At 72.6% G+C, this 16,410-nt stretch carries 14 protein-coding genes; 2 read left to right on the plus strand and 12 right to left on the minus strand.

Features of this window, described 5'->3' with window-relative positions; genetic code table 11:
* Positions 1-2 precede the first annotated feature (2 nt).
* The 8 genes from AB0L75_RS18540 to hrcA all read right to left on the minus strand — a co-directional run bounded on the left by AB0L75_RS18540 (position 3) and on the right by hrcA (position 8,818).
* Positions 3-356 (minus strand): histidine triad nucleotide-binding protein, encoded by a 354-nt coding sequence (locus AB0L75_RS18540; protein ID WP_365182019.1) that lies wholly within the window; start codon positions 354-356, stop codon positions 3-5.
* Positions 357-405: 49 nt separating this feature from the next.
* Positions 406-3,558 carry a PDZ domain-containing protein gene (locus AB0L75_RS18545; protein ID WP_365182020.1) on the minus strand — a complete coding sequence of 1,051 codons (3,153 nt, stop codon included), beginning with the start codon at positions 3,556-3,558 and terminating at the stop codon, positions 406-408.
* Positions 3,559-3,693: 135 nt separating this feature from the next.
* On the minus strand, positions 3,694-4,242 hold the full coding sequence (locus AB0L75_RS18550; RefSeq protein ID WP_365182022.1) for a hypothetical protein: 549 nt from the start codon (positions 4,240-4,242) through the stop codon (positions 3,694-3,696).
* 82 nt (positions 4,243-4,324) lie between these two features.
* Positions 4,325-4,717, minus strand: coding sequence for a VOC family protein (locus AB0L75_RS18555; protein ID WP_365182023.1), 393 nt, complete (start codon positions 4,715-4,717; stop codon positions 4,325-4,327).
* A 15-nt stretch (positions 4,718-4,732) separates the two neighbouring features.
* A complete protein-coding gene (locus AB0L75_RS18560; RefSeq protein ID WP_365182024.1) occupies positions 4,733-5,479 on the minus strand; it encodes a 16S rRNA (uracil(1498)-N(3))-methyltransferase in 747 nt (248 codons plus the stop codon).
* Positions 5,476-6,564 carry a nitronate monooxygenase gene (locus tag AB0L75_RS18565; RefSeq protein ID WP_365182026.1) on the minus strand — a complete coding sequence of 363 codons (1,089 nt, stop codon included), beginning with the start codon at positions 6,562-6,564 and terminating at the stop codon, positions 5,476-5,478. Before AB0L75_RS18565 ends, AB0L75_RS18560 begins: the two co-directional genes overlap by 4 nt.
* Positions 6,565-6,664: 100 nt before the next feature.
* Positions 6,665-7,801 carry a molecular chaperone DnaJ gene (gene dnaJ, locus AB0L75_RS18570; RefSeq protein WP_365182028.1) on the minus strand — a complete coding sequence of 379 codons (1,137 nt, stop codon included), beginning with the start codon at positions 7,799-7,801 and terminating at the stop codon, positions 6,665-6,667.
* The gene (hrcA, locus tag AB0L75_RS18575; RefSeq protein ID WP_365182029.1) at positions 7,802-8,818 is read right to left on the minus strand and encodes a heat-inducible transcriptional repressor HrcA; all 1,017 of its coding nucleotides are present in this window, start codon (positions 8,816-8,818) and stop codon (positions 7,802-7,804) included.
* A 161-nt stretch (positions 8,819-8,979) separates the two neighbouring features.
* Between hrcA and AB0L75_RS18580 the strand changes: the two genes are divergently transcribed.
* On the plus strand, positions 8,980-9,702 hold the full coding sequence (locus AB0L75_RS18580) for an MBL fold metallo-hydrolase (RefSeq protein WP_365182031.1): 723 nt from the start codon (positions 8,980-8,982) through the stop codon (positions 9,700-9,702).
* 34 nt (positions 9,703-9,736) lie between these two features.
* On the plus strand, positions 9,737-10,552 hold the full coding sequence (locus tag AB0L75_RS18585; protein ID WP_365182033.1) for a DUF3097 domain-containing protein: 816 nt from the start codon (positions 9,737-9,739) through the stop codon (positions 10,550-10,552).
* Here AB0L75_RS18585 and AB0L75_RS18590 read toward each other — a convergent pair.
* From AB0L75_RS18590 to AB0L75_RS18605, 4 genes are all read right to left on the minus strand, one after another.
* Positions 10,530-11,108, minus strand: coding sequence for a Uma2 family endonuclease (locus AB0L75_RS18590; RefSeq protein ID WP_365182035.1), 579 nt, complete (start codon positions 11,106-11,108; stop codon positions 10,530-10,532). The two genes, AB0L75_RS18585 and AB0L75_RS18590, sit on opposite strands and share 23 nt — an antisense overlap.
* A gap of 99 nt (positions 11,109-11,207) precedes the next feature.
* On the minus strand, positions 11,208-12,440 hold the full coding sequence (gene hemW, locus AB0L75_RS18595; RefSeq protein ID WP_365182037.1) for a radical SAM family heme chaperone HemW: 1,233 nt from the start codon (positions 12,438-12,440) through the stop codon (positions 11,208-11,210).
* Positions 12,441-12,481: 41 nt separating this feature from the next.
* Positions 12,482-14,320: a SpoIIE family protein phosphatase gene (locus tag AB0L75_RS18600; RefSeq protein WP_365182136.1), complete on the minus strand. Its 1,839-nt coding sequence runs from the start codon at positions 14,318-14,320 to the stop codon at positions 12,482-12,484.
* A gap of 181 nt (positions 14,321-14,501) precedes the next feature.
* Positions 14,502-16,376, minus strand: a complete 1,875-nt coding sequence (locus tag AB0L75_RS18605; protein WP_365182039.1) for an AMP-binding protein — start codon at positions 16,374-16,376, stop codon at positions 14,502-14,504.
* Positions 16,377-16,410: the final 34 nt, after the last annotated feature.

Here is a 16,410-nt window from a genome sequence, read left to right on the forward strand (position 1 = left end):
GGTTACCCGGGGGGCCACTGCATGCCGCGGCCACCGAGGACATGCGCGTGGGCGTGCCAGACGGTCTGGCCGGCGCCGGAGCCGGTGTTGAAGACGATGCGGTAGCTGTCGAGTTTGTCCTCGTCCGCCACGGCCTGGGTCTCGCGCAGCACGTCGGCGGCGAGTTCGGGCGCACCGGCGGCGAGGGCCGCCGCGTTCTCGTAGTGGGCCTTGGGGATCACCAGGACGTGGGTGGGTGCCTGGGGGTTTATGTCCCGGAAGGCGACCGTCGTCTCTGTCTCCCGGACGATCGTCGCCGGGATGTGTCCTGCGACGATCTTGCAGAACAGGCAGTCGTCCTGCGGTTCTCCGGCCATGCGCATGCCTCCTCACGCTGATGATCAATACCGGTGCATCGTAGTCGTATCAGGCCGGCATGGCTGGCGGGGTCTTCGCGGGCCGCTCCTCCAGAGCCTCCATGGCGAGCCTGATGGCCGCGTCCAGCTGGGCATCCGTGCCCGCCGCCCAGTCCTGTGGCCGCTGCACGACCTCCACGTCGGGGTCCACCCCGTGGTTCTCCACATCCCACCCCGAACCCTCCAGCCACATCGCGTACTTCGGCTGGGTGACCAGGGTGCCGTCGATCAGGTGGTAGCGGCTGTCGATGCCGATGACGCCGCCCCAGGTGCGGGTGCCGACGACCGGGCCGATGCCGAGCGCCTTGATCGCGGCGTTGACGATGTCGCCGTCGGAGCCGGAGAACTCGTTGGCGACGGCGACGACGGGGCCGCGCGGGGCGTCGAGGGGGTAGCTGGTGGGGCGCATGCCGCGCGGGACGTCCCAGCCGATGATGCGGCGGGCGAGTTTCTCGACGACGAGCTGGGAGGTGTGGCCGCCGCGGTTCTCGCGGACGTCGACCACGAGTCCTTCGCGGGCCACCTCGACGCGCAGGTCCCGGTGGATCTGCGCCCAGCCGGGAGCCTGCATGTCGGGGACGTGGAGGTAGCCGAGCCGGCCGTCGGAGGCGGCGCGGACATGGGCGCGACGGTCGGTGACCCAGGCGTGGTAGCGCAGGGGTTCCTCGTCGGCGACGGGGACGACGACGGTGTGCCGGGGTTCGCCGCCGCCCGCCGGGGAGACGGTCAGCTCGACGGCGTGGCCCGCGGTGCCCACGAGGAGCGGGCCGGGGCCGGTGACCGGGTCGACGGGGTGGCCGGCGACGGCGACGATCGCGTCGCCGGGGCGGACGGCGACGCCGGGTGCGGCGAGCGGGGAGCGGGCGTCCGGGTCGGAGGTCTCCGCGGGCAGGATGCGGTCGATGCGCCAACTGCCGTCCGGATGGCGGGAGATGTCGGCGCCGAGCAGACCATGTCGGGGACCGCCGCCGCCGCGGCCGCGGCCGCCGGAGGGGATGACATAGGCGTGCGAGGTACCGAGTTCGCCGTGCACCTCCCAGAGGAGGTCGGTCAGGTCGCTGTGGGTGGCGAGGCGGGCGAGGAGGGGGCGGTAGCGGGCGAGGACGCCGGTCCAGTCGACGCCGCCGAGGTCGGGCCGCCAGAAGTGGTCGCGCATCAGGCGGCCGGTCTCGTCGTACATCTGCCGCCACTCGGCGGCCGGGTCGAGGGTCTGCCGGACGCGGGCGAGGTCGACACAGACGCTGGTGTCGCCGTCGTCGTCGGTGCCGGTACGGCGGTCGCTGGGGACGACGCGGAGCCGGCTGTCGGTCCACAGCAGGACGCGTTTGCCGTCGCCGCTGACCTCGAAGTGGTCGGCGTCCGCGGCCAGATGCTCCAGGCGCCGCTGGGCGAGGTCGTAGCGCTCCAGCTCGGTGTGCGGGTCGGGGTCCTCGGGGTGGGCGCGGGCGGCGCCGAGGACGCCGTGCACGGGGTGGCGCAGCCAGAGCACGCCGTCCTTGGCGGCGCGGAGGGTGGAGTAACGGCCGGCCTCGACCGGGAAGGGCACGATCCGGTCGGCCAGGCCCTCCAGGTCGACGCGGGTGGCGGGGGTGCCCTCGCTGTCGGGGGTCTCGTCCTTCTCGGGGGTCTCGAAGGGGCGGCCGTGGCGCTGCGGGCCGAAGGGCGAGGGTGTGGTGGCGGCCAGGGTGATCAGATGCGGGCGGGCGCCGACCACGAAGGCGAGGTCGAAGACGTGCTCGTCGTAGACCGGGTCGAAGGCGCGGTTGGAGAGGAACGCGAGGTGTTTGCCGTCGAGGGTGAAGGCGGGGGCGTAGTCCTGGAAGCGCAGCGGGGTCGCCTCGGTGACCGAGAGGTCGGTGGTGTGGGCGATGCGCAGCTGCGAGAGCGGCGCGGGGCCGGGGTGGGCCCAGGCGAGCCAGGCGGAGTCGGGTGAGAAGGCGAGGCCGCAGACCTCGCCGTCGCCGCTGCGGTCGACCTCGCGGACCTCGCCAGTCTCCCGTTCGACCAGGAGCAGTCTGCCGTCGTGGGCGGCCACGGCCGCCCGGCTGCCGTCGGGGGACATGGCCAGCTCCAGGACCCGGCCGAGCTGTCCGGCGGCGAGCCGGCGCGGGGTGGCGCCCGGGACGTTGCCGGTCGCGGGCGCGAACTCCAGGGCGTCGTCACCCTCGGCGTCGGTCACCCACACCACCCACTCCTCGCCCTCGGCGCGGAAGGCGCGCGGCATGCGGCCGCGGACGCCGGGTGTGGCGGCGAGGGCGCGGGCGGGCCCGGAGCGGTGGGTGACCCAGTGGATCCCGCCGCGTACGCACACGGCGCTGCCGCGCGCGGTGTGGTCGGGGGACGCCTCGCCGAACCAGCGGGCGGCGTGCACCGGGCGGGGGCGCAGATCGACCCGCGGCCCGCCGAGGCGCACATCCAGCCGGCGCGGCTCGGCGCCGTCCAGGTCGTCCAGCAGCCACAGTTCACCGGCCGAGCTGTAGACGACGCGGGTGCCGTCTCCGGAGGCGTGGCGGGCATAGAAGCCGTCGAGGGGGCTGTGGCGGCGCAGGTCGGAGCCGTCGGCGAGGGAGGAGTACAGGGCGCCGGTGCCCTCGTGGTCGGACAGGAACGCGATCCGGTCCCCGGCCCACACCGGGCACTCGATGTTGCCGTCGACGTCCTCGTGCAGCCGGACGAACTCCCCGCTCCCCTCCCGGTCGATCCACAACTTGCCCGCGGTGCCGCCCCGGTAGCGCTTCCAGTGGGCGGCCTCGCGGCCCATCGGCGCGGACAGCAGCACGGTGGCCGGGCCGGACGCCACATCGCCGACCGGGCCGTACGGCAGGGTCTCGGCGGGTCCGCCGTCCAGCGGGACGGCGTGCGCCCAGGTGTGCCGGAAGCTGGCCTGGCCCTGCGCGCCGAGCGCGAGCACCCGCCCGTCCGCGGTCCAGCCGAGCACCTCGGTACAGCGGTTGCCCCAGTAGGTCAGCCGGTCGGCGGGGCCGCCGTCGACGGGGGCGACGTGCACCTCGGGCGCGCCGTCGCGGGTGGAGGCCCAGGCGAGGAGCCGTCCGTCCGGGGATATCCGGGGCATGGTCACCGGCATGTTGTCGGCACTGACCCGCCAGGCCCGGCCGCCGTCGAGGGGCGCGAGCCACACGTCGTCCTCGGCGACGAAGGTCACCAAGTCGCCGTGAACATGGGGGAAACGGAGATAGCCGGAAGACGTCGTGGTTCCCGTCGAAGCACCCTGAGTCACCCCGTCACTGTACGCAGCGAGCGGTGTGCCCCGCGCCCCTTCCGATCACTTGCCCCGCGCTCACTTTCCCTCGGCGGGCCAGCAGGTGGGGTCGCCCTTGCACCAGACGGTGCGGGTGACGGTGACCGTCGCGGTGGGCTGCCCGCCGCCGGGGTGGTAGGTGGGCGGGCTGTACGTGGGTCCGGGCCTGGCGGCGCAGTCGCCGAGTCCGTCGACATGGAAGACCTGGCGGCCGCCGACCCTCGCCGTCAGGTCGCCGCGCACACAGGCGCCGTCGACGGCCCTGGTCACCGTCCCGGTGACGGTGATCTTCCGCCCGTCCTTGGTCTCACCCTTGCAGTCGACGGAGACGACGGTGGTCTCGGCCGGCCGGGGCGTCCTGCCCGCCGCATCGCGGGCGTTGCCGTAGGCACCGGTGCAGGTGAGCCAACTGACGTCGATGTGTTGCCGCTTGAGCCGGGCCGTCGCGGTGGTCTCCGTGGTGTAGGCGGCGCCGGCGGAGCTGAGGTCGTCCGGCTGGCATGCCGCCACGGCCGCACCGGCGACCGCGACGAGCCCGGCCACCGCCACCACCCGCGTCCCGCGCCGCATCCCTCTCAAAGCCCCCATGCAGGGCAGGGTGCCACCGGCATGGGCGGCCCGGAAGGCCGCATACGGCCACTCCCCCGTTCGGGAAGCCTCTCCTGGCCCGTCAGCCGCGCAGCAGCAGCCACTCCTGGAGTTCGACCAGGTTGCCCTCCGGGTCCTTGAGGTGGGCCACGCGCATGCGGTCGGTCATGGGGGCCGGGCCGTGCAGCAGGGTGGCGCCGCGCGCGGTGATCTCGGCGCAGTAGGCGTCCAGGTCGTCGACGCGCAGGACCACCAGGGAGCGGTGGCCGTTGACGGCGTCGCCCAGTTCGTCCAGGATCTCGGCCATCATCGCGCGGTCCTGCAGCGCGATCCCGGCGGATCCGGCGTGCGGGCTGAACTTCTCGTACGGGCCCTCGGTCGCCCCGGACTGCGGCTTGAGGCCGAGGACGTCGGCGTAGAAGCGGTAGCAGGCGGCGAAGTCGGTGACCAGGAGCCGGACTTGGGCGAGTTCCACGGTGTCCCCCAGATGTCAGGACCAGCGGCCGGTGCGGCCCAGCAGCAGGGCCGCGGCGGCGGTGCCGGCGGTTGATGTACGCAACACGGTAGGACCGAGCACATACGCCTTGGCGCCCGCCTCCTCGAAGACCGCCAGCTCGTCGCGGGCGACGCCGCCTTCGGGGCCGACGACCAGCACGATCTCGCCCTCGGCGGGCAGTTGGGCGGTGGCGAGCGGCTCGCTGCCGTGCTCGAAGTCGGAGTGGAGTACGGCGGCGAAGTCGGCTTTGGCCAGAAGTGCGGCAACCTGCTTGGTGCCGGCCGCGTCCGCGACCTCCGGGAAGCGCAGCCGACGGGACTGCTTGCCGGCCTCGCGCGCGGTGGTCCGCCATTTGGCGAGCGCCTTCAGCCCCCGGTCGCCCCTCCACTGGGTGATGCACCGGGCGGCCTGCCAGGGCACGATCGCGTCGACCCCGACCTCGGTCATGGTCTCGACGGCGAGTTCACCCCGGTCGCCCTTGGGCAGGGCCTGGACCACGGTGATCCGCGGGGTGGGCTCCGGCTCCTCGGAGATCGCGCTCATGCGGACGATCAGCCGGTCCTTGCCCTCGCTGCCGATCACCTCGCACACCGCGTAGCGCCCCGCGCCGTCGGTGAGGACGACCTCCTCACCGGGCTGCAGCCGCTTCACGGAGACGGCATGGCGGCCCTCGGGCCCGTCGAGCACGTACCGGTGGCTGTCCGACTCGAAATGCTCGACGACGAAGACGGGTGCGGTCATCGTCGCTCACCTCCAGAACCGGCGAGGCCCGACAACGCTGTCCGGGCCTCGGCGAGTTCGGCCGCCAGCACCTCCACCAGCCGCCCGGCGGGCAGCTCGCGGGCCATGCGGTGGCCCTGGCCCGCCCACAGCGCCATGCCCTGCGCGTCACCGGCCTTGGCGGCGGCCTTGCGCAGCGGGGAGGTGAGGTGGTGGATCTCCGGGTAGGCGGCGGGCGCGTACGGGCCGTGCTCGCGCAGGAACCGGTTGACCAGTCCGCGTGCCGGGCGGCCCGAGAAGGCGCGGGTCAACCCGGTGCGCGCGAACAGGGGGTTGGTCAGCGCCTGCTTGTGCAGGGCGTGGGCGCCGGACTCCTGGGCGGCGAGGAACGCGGTGCCCAGCTGAGCCGCGCTCGCGCCGGCCGCGAGGACGGCGGCGATCTGGCCGCCGCGCATGATGCCGCCGGCGGCGACCACCGGGATGTCCACGGCCTCGCGGATCTGCGCGACCAGCGACAGCAGGCCTATGCCGGAGCCGTCGTTCTCGGGCAGGTCGCGATGGGTGCCCTGATGACCGCCGGCCTCCACGCCCTGCGCGATCACCGCGTCCGCACCGGCCTGCTCGACCGCGCGGGCCTCCTCGGCGGTGGTGGCCGTGACCAGGGTGACGGTGCCGGCCCGGCGCAGCTTGTCGAGGACCTCCCGGCTCGGCACACCGAAGTGGAAGGAGACCACCGGCACCGGGTTGTCGAGGAGCACGGCGAGCTTGGCGTCGTAGCCGTCGTCCCGGCCGCTGTCCGGGTCGCCCAGCTCGGTCTCGTACCAGGCGGCCTCGCCGGCCAGCTGGTGGGCGTAGACCTCGACGGTTCCCGACTCGGCGTGCTCGGGCTGGGGCATGAACACGTTCACGCCGAAGGGGCGGCTCGTGAGCCCCCGCAACTGCTTGATCTCCTGGTACATGCCGTCGGCGGTCTTGTATCCGGCGGCGAGGAACCCGAGGCCACCGGCCTCGGAGACGGCGGCGGCGAGCTGCGGTACGGAGACACCGCCGGCCATGGGAGCCTGCACGATCGGGTGGGGGAAAAGATCGGTCAGCGCGGAGGACATGACCGCATGTTGTCACGTCCTTTGAACAAGTCCGAATCGGGGCTTCCCACGGCATAGGACAGTGGCATACGGGGTGCCGAAGCACCCCGTACCCAGCGTCTCAGCGCCCGTTGAAGGCATCCTTGAGCCGGCTGAACAGCCCCTGCTGCCCCGGCTGGAACTGCCCCTGCGGCCGCTCCTCGCCGCGCAGCTTGGCCAGCTCCCGCAGCAGCCGCTCCTGCTCCGGATCCAGCTTGGTCGGCGTCTGCACCTCGACATGCACGATCAGGTCGCCCCGGCCGCCGCCGCGCAGATGCGTGACACCCCGGTTGTGCAGCGGGATCGACTGGCCGGACTGGGTGCCGGGCCGGATGTCGACCTCCTCCATGCCGTCCAGCGTCTCCAGCGGCACCTTGGTGCCCAGGGCCGCCGCGGTCATCGGGATGGTGACCGTGCAGTGCAGGTCGTCGCCGCGCCGCTGGAAGGTGTGGTGCGGCAGCTCGTGGATCTCGACGTACAGATCACCGGCCGGACCGCCACCGGGGCCGACCTCGCCCTCACCGGCGAGCTGGATCCGCGTGCCGTTGTCGACACCGGCCGGGATCTTCACGGTGAGCGTGCGCCGCGAGCGGACCCGGCCGTCGCCGGCGCACTCCGGGCACGGGGTCGGCACGACCGTACCGAAGCCCTGGCACTGCGGACACGGCCGGGAGGTCATGACCTGGCCCAGGAAGGACCGGGTGACCTGCGAGACCTCGCCGCGGCCACGGCACATGTCACATGTCTGAGCCGACGTACCGGGCGCCGCGCCCTCTCCGTTGCAGGTGTTGCAGACGATCGCCGTGTCGACCTGGATGTCCTTGGTCGTCCCGAAGGCCGCCTCGTCCAGCTCGACCTCGATGCGGATCATCGCGTCCTGGCCGCGCCGGGTGCGCGAGCGCGGACCGCGCTGCGACGCCGTACCGAAGAACGCGTCCATGATGTCGGAGAAGTTGCCGAAACCACCGGCCCCGAAGCCGCCCGCGCCGGCGCCGCCCGCCTGCGAGAGCGGGTCGCCGCCGAGGTCGTAGACCTGCTTCTTCTGCGGGTCCGACAGCACCTCGTAAGCGGCGTTGATCTCCTTGAACCGCTCCTGGGTCTTCGGATCCGGGTTGACGTCCGGGTGCAGCTCGCGAGCGAGCCGCCGGAACGCCTTCTTGATCTCATCCTGCGACGCGTCGCGGCGCACGCCGAGAACGGCGTAGTAGTCCGTGGCCACTTACGACTCCGCCAGGATCTGTCCGACGTACCGTGCCACTGCGCGTACCGCTCCCATCGTTCCCGGGTAGTCCATGCGGGTCGGTCCGACCACGCCGAGCTTGGCAACCGCCTCGCCGCCCGAACCGTAGCCGACCGACACCACGGAGGTGGAGTTGAGTCCCTCGTGGGCGATCTCGTGCCCGATGCGCACGGTCATGCCCGGATCCTTCGCCTCGCCAAGGAGCTTGAGGAGCACGACCTGCTCCTCCAGGGCCTCCAGGACGGGCCGGATCGTGAGGGGAAAGTCATGTCCGAAGCGGGTGAGATTGGCGGTGCCGCCGATCATCAGCCGCTCCTCGTTCTCCTCGACGAGTGTCTCCAGGAGAGTGGAGAGCACCGTCGAGACCGTACCGCGGTCCTCGGCCTCGAAGGCCTCCGCCAGGTCCTCGACCAGCAGCGGCACGTCCGTGAATCGGCGTCCCGCGACCCGGCTGTTCAGCCGTGCGCGCAGGTCGGCGAGGGAGGACTCGCCGAAGGGCGCCGGGCAGTCGACCATCCGCTGCTCGACCCGGCCGGTGTCCGTGATCAGCACGAGCATCACGCGCGCCGGGGCGAGCGAGAGCAGCTCCACATGCCGGACGGTGGACCGGGTCAGGGACGGATACTGCACGACGGCGACCTGCCGGGTGAGCTGCGCGAGCAGCCGCACCGTGCGGGCCACGACGTCGTCGAGATCGACGGCGCCCTCCAGGAAGTTCTGGATGGCGCGCCGCTCGGGCGCGGTCATCGGCTTGACGCCCGCGAGCTTGTCGACGAACAGCCGATAGCCCTTGTCCGTCGGGATCCGCCCGGCACTGGTGTGCGGCTGGGCGATGAACCCCTCGTCCTCCAGGGCCGCCATGTCGTTGCGGACGGTCGCCGGGGAGACCCCGAGGTTGTGCCGCTCGGTCAGGGCCTTCGACCCGACCGGCTCCTCGGTGCCGACGTAGTCCTGGACGATGGCGCGCAGCACCTGAAGCCTGCGTTCACTCAGCATTCGCGCGCACCTCCAGCACGTCGTCCCCTCTGTCCCGCGATTCGTCCGCCTGGCACTCTTCGCATGTGAGTGCCAGCGCTCCCGGCCCAGTGTACGGCTGTCGGGTACACCCGGGGCAAGGTCGGTGCGGTCACGGCGGCTCGTGCAGCTAGCGTCGCGGTATGACGGTGACTTGGGAAGAGCTGGGGTGGCAGCGGCTGGCCGCCGGGGTCGGCCGGTGCCGGCTGCCCGGCTGGGACTGCACGGCCGGGCTGGTCCTCGGGGAGGGTACGGCGCTCCTGGTGGACGCCGGCTCCAGCCTGGCCGAGGGCGCGCGGCTACGGGCGCGGGCCGAGGAACTGGCCGGCGGCCGTGTGACCCATCTCGCGCTGACCCATCCCCACTTCGACCATGTCCTCGGGGCGGCCGCGTTCGCCGGGGCGGAGGTGTACGGGGCGGTGGGCCTGGACGCGGTGTTCGCGTACGAGCGCGAGGACCTGCGCCTGGACGCGATCAGGAACGGCCTGCCGGTCGCCGACGCCGACGAGGCGGTGGACGCGCTGGCCCCGCCCCGGCACCTGGTCTCCGGCGAGTGGACCCTCGACCTCGGCGCGAGCCGCCAGGTGCTGCTGGCGAACGTGGGCCCCGGTCACACGGCCCACGACCTCGCGATCCTGGTCCCCGGTTCTCCGGAGGTGGTCTTCTGCGGCGACCTGGTCGAGGAGTCCGGCGAGCCTCAAGCCGGCCCGGACGCGGTCCCGTCCCGCTGGCCGGACGCCCTCGACCGGCTCCTGTCCCTGGGCGGCGAGGACGCGCTGTACGTACCCGGTCACGGAGCGGTGGTCGACGCAGGCTTCGTCCGCCGTCAACGCGACGAGCTGGCGGCCCGCTTCGGCGTGTCGTAGGCGCGGGCGCGGGGCTTCTCCTATCGTCATCCGAATGCGCAAGTACTCCGCCGACCTGACCCCGCCGTGGAAGAGGCAGCAGCCGGTGCCGGAGGTACCGGCGGAGCCCGGCCTGGTGGTGGAGGAGCCCGGTACCGGCTTCTGCGGCGCGGTGATCCGCTGCGAGGCCGGCACGGTGACGCTGGAGGACCGCTTCGGCAAGCACCGGGTGTTCCCGCTGGAGCCGCGCGGCTTCCTGCTGGAGGGGCGCGCGGTCACGCTCGTACGGCCGTCGTCCTCCGGTCCGGTACGTCCCGCCCGTACCGCCTCCGGCTCGGTCGCCGTCCCCGGTGCCCGCGCCCGCGTGGCCCGCGCCGGCCGCATCTACGTCGAGGGCCGCCACGACGCCGAGCTGGTCGAGAAGGTCTGGGGCGACGACCTGCGCATCGAGGGCGTGGTCGTGGAGTACCTGGAGGGCGTGGACGACCTGCCGTCGATCGTGTCCTCCTTCGCGCCGGGCCCGGACGCGCGGCTGGGAGTGCTCGTGGACCACCTGGTGCCGGGCACGAAGGAATGGCACATCGCCGAGTCGGTGACGAGCGAGCACGCGCTGGTGGTCGGCCACCCGTACATCGACATCTGGGAGGCGGTGAAGCCGGCCGCGCTCGGGATCGAGGCCTGGCCGACGGTCCCGCGCGGCCAGGACTGGAAGACGGGCGTGTGCCGGGCCCTGGGCTGGCCGCCGGAGAACACCGGGGCGGTGTGGCAGGCGATCCTGAAGCGGGTGGGGTCCTACAAGGACCTGGAGCCGGAGTTGCTGGGGCGGGTGGAGGAGCTGATCGACTTCGTCACGGGTAGCGGTGGGGCCTGACGTTGGGGAAGGTTCCGAACTCGCTGGTTTTCAGCTCGACGCCCAGGACATCCAGCATCAGCGGCCGGCCGAACTTCTCGATGCACTGCGCTCGGTAGTTGGCGTCCTCGCCCTTTCCCTCGGGCTTCGTGAACAGAACGCACTGCGCCATGATCGGATCGATGACGAGATAGGCGGGCACGTTGCCTGCGGCATAAATCGAACGCTTGACGGCATAGTCGCGGTGAACGCTGTTCTTGGAAACGACCTCGACGACCATCGTGATCAATTGGCACGGCAGCAGACGCCCCGAATCGGGCAGGACGTCACGAGCCACGACCACGAGGTCCGGAACCGGCTCACTCGCCTCGTCGACGAGGTCCACGTCCTGGGTCTGGAGCGGATACCAGCGATCCAACGGAATCTGCCGCTCCGTGAGCAGCACGATCAGGTTGTGCACCAGATCAGGGCTGGCCATCATCACGATTTCCCCCCGCAGAAGCTCCGCTTTGAGCCCGTCAGGCGGCTCAAAACCCTCGAAGAACTCTGCGACTCCACGTTCGTCCACAGCGGTCATCTCCGTGGCCTCTACATTCGCCGCATGCTGTCAGCGGCAGCCTACGAACCAGGTTAGGGACCGCACCGGCGTTCCGGGGGGATTCACTCACCGGAGTGATCAGTCCACCAGATCCCGCACCACCGCATCCGCCAGCAACCGGCCCCGCAGCGTCAGCACGGCCTGCCCCTCGTCGTACGGCCCCTCCTGGAGGAGTCCCTCCCCCAGCGCCCGCCGCGAAGCCGCCAGCCCCTCCTCCTTCAGCAGAGACAGCGGCACCCCCTCCCGCAGCCTCAGCTCCAGCAGGATCCGCTCCACCCGCCGGTCCTCCTCGGACAGCAGCTCCCGCCCGGCCCCCGGCGAGCGGCCGGAGGCGAGGGCCGCCGCGTACGCCCCCGGATGCTTGACGTTCCACCAGCGGACCCCGCCCACGTGCGAGTGGGCCCCGGGGCCCGCGCCCCACCAGTCGGCGCCCCGCCAGTACAGCTCGTTGTGCAGGCAGCGGGCCGCCTGCGAGGTGGCCCAGTTGGAGACCTCGTACCAGTCGAAGCCCGCCTGCGACAGCACCGACTCCGCGATCAGGTACCGGTCCGCGTGGACGTCGTCGTCCGTCATCGGGACCTCGCCCCGGCGGATCCGGCGGGCCAGCTGCGTGCCCTCCTCGACGATCAGCGCATACGCGCTGACGTGGTCAGGGCCCGCGCCGATCGCCGCCTCCAGGGAGGCCCGCCAGTCGTCGTCGCTCTCGCCGGGGGTGCCGTAGATCAGGTCCAGGTTCACGTGCTCGAAGCCCGCCGCGCGCGCCTCCCCCACGCATGCCTCGGGGCGGCCCGGGGTGTGGGTGCGGTCGAGCACACGCAGCACGTGCTGCCTCGCGCTCTGCATGCCGAAGGAGATCCGGTTGAAGCCGCCCTCCCGGAGCGTGGCGAGATACGCGGGGTCCACGGACTCCGGATTCGCCTCCGTCGTGATCTCGGCGTCCGGTGCCAGGCCGAACTCGTCGCGGATCGCGGCCAGCATCCGTACCAGGTCGTCCGCGGCCAGCAGGGTCGGCGTACCGCCGCCGACGAAGACCGTACGGACCTGGCGCGGGTCGTCGCCGAGCACCTTCCGGGCGAGGCGGATCTCGTCCGTCAGCGTGTCCGCGTAGTTGTCGCGGGAGGCCAGCACCCCGCCCGTGCCGCGCAGCTCGGTCGCGGTGTAGGTGTTGAAGTCGCAGTAGCCGCAGCGGGTCGCGCAGTACGGGACGTGCAGATAGAAGCCGAGCGGGCGGGTCTCGGCCCCGGCGAGCGCGGACGCGGGCAGCGCGCCGTCGGCGGGGACGGGCTCGCCGTCGGGGAGAGCGGAAGGCATGCCTTCCATTGTCCAGCACCGGAGCCGTCGCACCCCACGGGTCACTCGGCCTGGAGCACCAGCAGGGCGAGGTCGTCCTCGGGCGGGCCCCCGCCGAAGTCGTCCACGAGGCGGCGGATCCTTTCCGCGATCATGTCGGCGCTGAGCCCGGCGCAGCCGGACAGGGCGAGCGCGAGCCCGTCCCCGTCGTCGAACTGGCGGGAGCCGGAGCGGCGCTCGGTCACCCCGTCGGTGACGCACAGCAGGCTGTCGCCGGGCCGCAGGTCGAGGGTCTCGCTGGTGTAGGTCTCGTCCTCGACCACGCCGAGCAGGGTCTGCGGGCCCGCGGCGGTGCGTACGGAGCCGTCGGGGCTGAGGACGAGCGGCAGCGGGTGTCCGGCGGAGGCCAGGGTGCAGCGGACCCCGCCGTCGTACGGGGTCAGCTCGCCGTAGAGCAGGGACAGGAAGCGGGTCTGCGGGCCGTCGCCGGGGGGCACCGGGCGTCCGCCGGCGGCGACCAGGGCGCGGGCGGCCGCGTCGGCGGCCTCGGTGGCGTCGTCCAGGAGGAGCTGGTTGAGCCGGTCGAGGACGTCGGCGACCCGGTAGCCCTCGCGGGCGAGGAGGCGGAGCCAGGGGCGGGCGAGGCCGATCACGACGGCCGCCTCCGGACCCTTGCCCTGGACGTCGCCGACGGCGAAGCACCAGCGGCCGTCGCCCGCCGGGAACAGGTCGTAGAAGTCGCCGCTGGGGCCGCCCTTGTCGCAGGGCTCGTACACGAGCGCGCTGCTCAGACCGGGGATCTCGGCGACCGCGCCGGGCAGCAGGCCGCGCTGCAGGACGGCGCTGATGGTGACCTGGCGGGCGTACTGGCGCGCCGCGCCGATGGCGAGCGCCACCCGGCGGCCGAGGTCCTCGACGAGCCCGGTGACCTCGTCGGGAAAGCGCGCAAGCCCGCACCGGCCGATGACCAGCGTGCCGAGCGGCTGGCCGCCCGCGATCAGCCGGTACGCCAGCGCCGTGCCGTCGGAGCCCTCCGGGCCGAGCGCGGGGCCCGGCCACAGGTACGGTTCGGGGCCGGAGCGCAGCCCCTCGGGCGGGCAGGGCGGCTCCTTCTCCAGGGCGCAGCGCAGTTCCTCGATGCGGTTCTCGCTGGCGTGCCAGACCCGGTCGGGCCCGCCGCCCGCGCCGCCGCGCACGGTCGCCTCGTCCTCCAGCCACACCGCGCACCAGTCGGCGAGCCGGGGCACGATGAGCTGGCCGGTCAGCGCGGTCACCAGGTTCTCGTCCAGCTGTCCGGCGAGCAGGTCGGAGGCCTCGGCGAGGAAGGACAGCGCGCCCCGGCCGAGCCAGTCCCGGTTGCCGACGGCGCGGTGCGGCTGCGGGGCGAGATCCTCGGCGACCTCCAGGGCCGCGCCCGGCGCGGGGGCGGCCGGGTCCTGGACGCCGCCCGGGGGCAGGCGCGCCCAGACGGTCTTGGTGCCGGTGCGGTAGGTGACGCCCCAGGACTCGGCGAGCGTGGTGACCAGCCGCAGGCCGCGCCCGTACTCGGGGGTGTCGCACGCGCCCTCGCCGCCGTGGGGGTCGCGCGGCGCCCGCGAGGGATGCCGGTCGCAGACCTCCACGACGAACGCGCCGTCCTCCTCCAGCCGCCAGTCGAAGTCCACGTCCGTACCCGCGTGGACGACGGCGTTGGTGACCAGCTCGCTGACGACGGCCAGGACGTCGTCGGCGAGCCGGGCCGAGACCTCCGGCGCCTCGGCCAGCACGGACCGCACCAGCGCACGGGCCGAGCCGGGCGCGAGGGGACTTCCGGGCAGCGTGGCCCGCCCCCGCATCCCGCGGGGGCGGGTCTCGCTCTCCCGCTGCGCCTCGCTCTCCCGCTGCGCCGGTATGGCCGCCATGTCCATGCGGCCCAGGGTGACAGACCGGGGGCAGCTATAAGCGTTGAGTCACCGAAGTGGGCAGAAGACGGCCACTTTCGAACGTCGGCGAGCGCAACATACCCAGGGGCGCGGGGAACTGCGCGAGCAACCACACACGACCCGCGGCCACCGACAGTTCCCAGCCACCCTCGTAGCCGCGTCAGGCCTCCCGCGTCCCGGCGTACATCTCGTCGATGAGGTGCTTGTACTCGCGCTCCACCACCGGCCGCTTCAACTTCAGGCTCGGCGTGATCTCACCGTGCTCCACGTCGAGATCCCGCGGCAGCAGCCGGAACTTCTTGATGGTCTGCCACTTCTGGAGCCCGGCGTTCAGCTCCCGCACATACCCGTCGACCATCTCCACGGTCTGCGGCGCGGCGACGATCTCCGCGTACGGCCGCCCCTCCAGCCCGTTCTCCTTCGCCCAGTCCAGCAGCGCGATCTCGTCCAGGGCGATGAGGGCGGTGCAGTAGTTCCGGTCGGCGCCGTGCACCAGGATGTTGGAGACGTACGGGCACACGCCCTTGAACTGGCCCTCGACCTCGGCCGGGGCGACGTACTTGCCACCGGATGTCTTGATGAGGTCCTTCTTGCGGTCGGTGATCCGCAGATAGCCGTCGGGCGACAGCTCGCCGATGTCGCCGGTGTGGAACCAGCCGTCGGACTCCAGCACCTCGACGGTCTTCTCGGGCAGCCCGTGGTAGCCCTCCATGATGCCGGGGCCGCGCAGCAGGATCTCGCCGTCGTCGGCGATGCGCACCTCCGTGCCGGGCAGCGGCTTGCCGACCGTGCCGGTGCGGTAGGCCTCGCCGGGGTTGACGAAGGAGGCCGCGGAGGACTCGGTGAGGCCGTAGCCCTCCAGGATGTGGATGCCGGCGCCGGCGAAGAAGTAGCCGATCTCGGGAGCGAGCGCGGAGGCGCCGGAGACGCAGGCGCGCAGCCGGCCGCCGAAGGCCTCGCGAAGCTTGGAGTAGACGAGGGTGTCGGCGACCTTGTGCTTGGCGGCCAGCCCGAAGGGCGCCGCGTGGTTGCCGGTGCGGCGGAAGTTGTCCTGGGTGACCTTGGCGTACTCGCGGGCCACCTCGGCGGCCCACTGGAAGATCTTGTACTTGGCCGGGCCGCCCTCGCGGGCCTTGGCGGCGACGCCGTTGTAGACCTTCTCGAAGATGCGCGGCACGGCCGCCATGTACGTCGGCCGCACCACCGGAAGGTTCTCGATGATCTTGTCGACGCGGCCGTCGACGGCGGTGACGTGCCCGACCTCGATCTGCCCGGAGGTGAGGACCTTGCCGAAGACGTGCGCGAGCGGCAGCCACAGGTACTGCACGTCCTCGCGGGTGATCAGGCCGGTCGCGGCGATCGCCCGCGCCATGTACGCCCAGTTGTCGTGCGGCAGGCGCACGCCCTTGGGGCGGCCGGTGGTGCCGGAGGTGTAGATGAGGGTGGCGAGCTGGTCCCGGGTGATCGCGCCGACCCGCTCCTTGATCAGCTGCGGATGCTGCTCCAGGTGGGCGGCACCGCGCCGCTCCAGCTCGGCCAGCGTGATCACCCAGTCATCGCTCTCCACGCCGGCCGGGTCGATGACGACGACCTTGGTCAGGTCGGGCAGCTCGGCACGCTTCTCGACGGCCTTGGCGGCCTGCGCCGCGTCCTCGGCGATCAGCACCCGGCTCTCGGAGTCGGAGAGGATGAAGGCCGACTCGTCCGAGTTCGTCTGCGGGTAGATGGTGGTGGTGGCACCGCCGGCGCACATGATGCCGAGGTCGGCGAGGAGCCACTCGACGCGGGTGGAGGAGGCGAGCGCGACCCGCTGCTCCGGCTGTACGCCCAGTTCGACGAGCCCGGCCGCGATCGCGTACACCCGCTCGGCCGCCTGCGCCCAGCTGAGCGACTTCCAGTCGTCGGGGCCCTGGCCGGAGGCTGGTGGCACCGGGTAGCGGTAGGCCTCGGCGTCCGGTGTGGCCGCCACGCGCTCCAGGAAGAGGGCCGCCACGGACGGCGGACGGTTCTCGATCAGGGTCTGTGTGTCGCTCACGACATCCTCCGGGGGCCCGCGACGGTGCGGCTGA

Source organism: Streptomyces sp. NPDC052101 (assembly GCF_040680235.1).
In the GTDB taxonomy this organism is placed as follows: Bacteria; Actinomycetota; Actinomycetes; order Streptomycetales; family Streptomycetaceae; genus Streptomyces.